The sequence below is a fragment of the Paenibacillus sp. RC73 genome (assembly GCF_044908085.1).
In the GTDB taxonomy this organism is placed as follows: domain Bacteria; phylum Bacillota; class Bacilli; order Paenibacillales; family Paenibacillaceae; genus Paenibacillus; species Paenibacillus terrae_A.
This window is the reverse complement of sequence record NZ_JBIYCV010000035.1, coordinates 1-1,759: the sequence shown is the minus strand read 5'-3', so window position 1 is coordinate 1,759 and position 1,759 is coordinate 1. Positions and strand designations below refer to the sequence as shown.

1 protein-coding gene is annotated in these 1,759 nt (G+C 49.3%); it reads right to left on the bottom strand.

Features of this window, described 5'->3' with window-relative positions:
- Positions 1-373: 373 nt before the first annotated feature.
- Positions 374-1,639, bottom strand: coding sequence for an IS110 family RNA-guided transposase (locus tag ABH897_RS27535; protein WP_404521966.1), 1,266 nt, complete (start codon positions 1,637-1,639; stop codon positions 374-376).
- Positions 1,640-1,759 lie beyond the last annotated feature (120 nt).

Sequence of the window (1,759 nt, the reverse complement as noted above, 5' to 3'; positions counted from 1 at the left end):
AACTCCCTCGAAATGATTCAGTTTCCTCACTCAGGCTCATGAATTCGCAGGATTTCACCCTTAATTAAGTGTGAGAGGAGAAGGTTCACAGAGGGGCCGGTGGCTTGGAGTAGTACAAAGGGCATGCGGGAACAAGGGTGAGGAGTATTCACCCAGTTTATCCCATATTATGCACGTCTCCAAGTCGCCCCTAGCGATTCTCACTCCCATGTCTCAACGGGTCTAAGCCCTTTCATTCCTTCGTCACATCTAACTAAGGGGTGGAGTTCGGTTTTTCTAACGGAACGGGTCCGAGCCCTTTTGTTTAATGCCTCCCGATACTCCGTGCTTCTTGTCCATCCTGCGAATGCATGAGCTGGTGAGAGAATGCTGCTTAAGCTGCTTGCGGAGACACTTTAGTCGAATCGTAAGCTTCGCTGCTCTTGGCCAGACTGACAAGCATTCGGGCGACTTTACCGCACAATTTCATAATAGATTTCATTTTCTTCAATTTTTTCACGTTGACATTGTGGTGGTGCAGGGCTCGAATATCTGGATTGGTCATGACCATGCACATCGTTATGAGATAGAGAAAACGCCGGAGACGGGGGCGCCCGCGCTTGCTGAGCACCATTTTTCCACGCCACTTCCCCGAGCAGGCCTCAGCCAGATTTAAACCCGCATGTCGTAGTAATGCGTTTCCGTGCGCGTAGCCGCTCAGATCACCGGCTTCGCCTAGAACCCCAGCTAAACTCGTTGCATTTACGCCCCGAATGGTAAGCATTTTCTGAGCGTATGGAATACGCTCCAGGATGTGATGAAGCTCGTGTTCAATCTGCTCAAGCTGTCGCTGCGCCAAGTCGTATTCTTCAAGCAGTTGACCCAAGTGCAGCTTGTAGGCATGCAGCGCCTGCGTAACGCCCACGCTGCGTTTAGCCAGTGCAATGAGTTGCTTGGCTCGATGCACCCCTGCATGACGCTTCACGTATTGCTTCCAGCCAGCAATGACTTGCTCCGTCGTTAAACGGCTAATTTCCTCCGGGAGAGGAAATAGCCTTAACGTGGCAATGGCACTGGTGCAGGTAAGGATTTTAAAGACATGACGAAGTTCTGGAAACACAATATCTACCCAGCGGTGAATTTGATTAACGGCGCTGTTAAGCCGTTTGGCCACCGTGTCGCGATTAGCCATGAGAATCCGAAGTTCCTCGTAGACTTCCGGATTAAAGCGTACAGGGGAATAGTATCCGTTTTTGACCATATCTGCGATGACAAGTGCATCTTTACGGTCACTTTTGGATGGGGTATTATCTCGGTTTTCCTTGTTCTTTTTGACAAGATGAGGATTTACGAGAACAGCCTCAATTCCTTTGGTTGAAAGCCAACGAGCCAGGCTTAGCCAGTAGTGGCCGGTTGGTTCCATGCCGACGATGATTTTGTTCAGCTTGTACAACTTAAGCAGATCTTGAATCCAGCGGCTGAACAACTGAAAACCCTCGTCATGGCTGCCAAACTCAAGTGGAGATCCGAGAGCAATTCCCCGGTAGCTAACCGCACGAGCTACGTGACCCTCCTGGGCAATATCTACGCCTACAACTAGATGTAATGAGGAAATGTTTTCAATGAGTTGATTTTGCTTGTCCTGGGCTTTAAACTTCATAGTAGAGCGACCTCCTGAATGGGCTTTTTGAGGCTATGACCTCGTGCGCAACCCCATCGTACCGAGGCGCTCGTTTTTATGCAAAGAGCAAATTATTTGTTTTACAGGAATTCTAACGGG

Excerpts from the sequence above, each read along its gene's own strand:
- ABH897_RS27535 (WP_404521966.1), bottom strand. The coding sequence starts at position 1,639 with ATGAAGTTTAAAGCCCAGGACAAGCAAAATCAACTCATTGAAAACATT.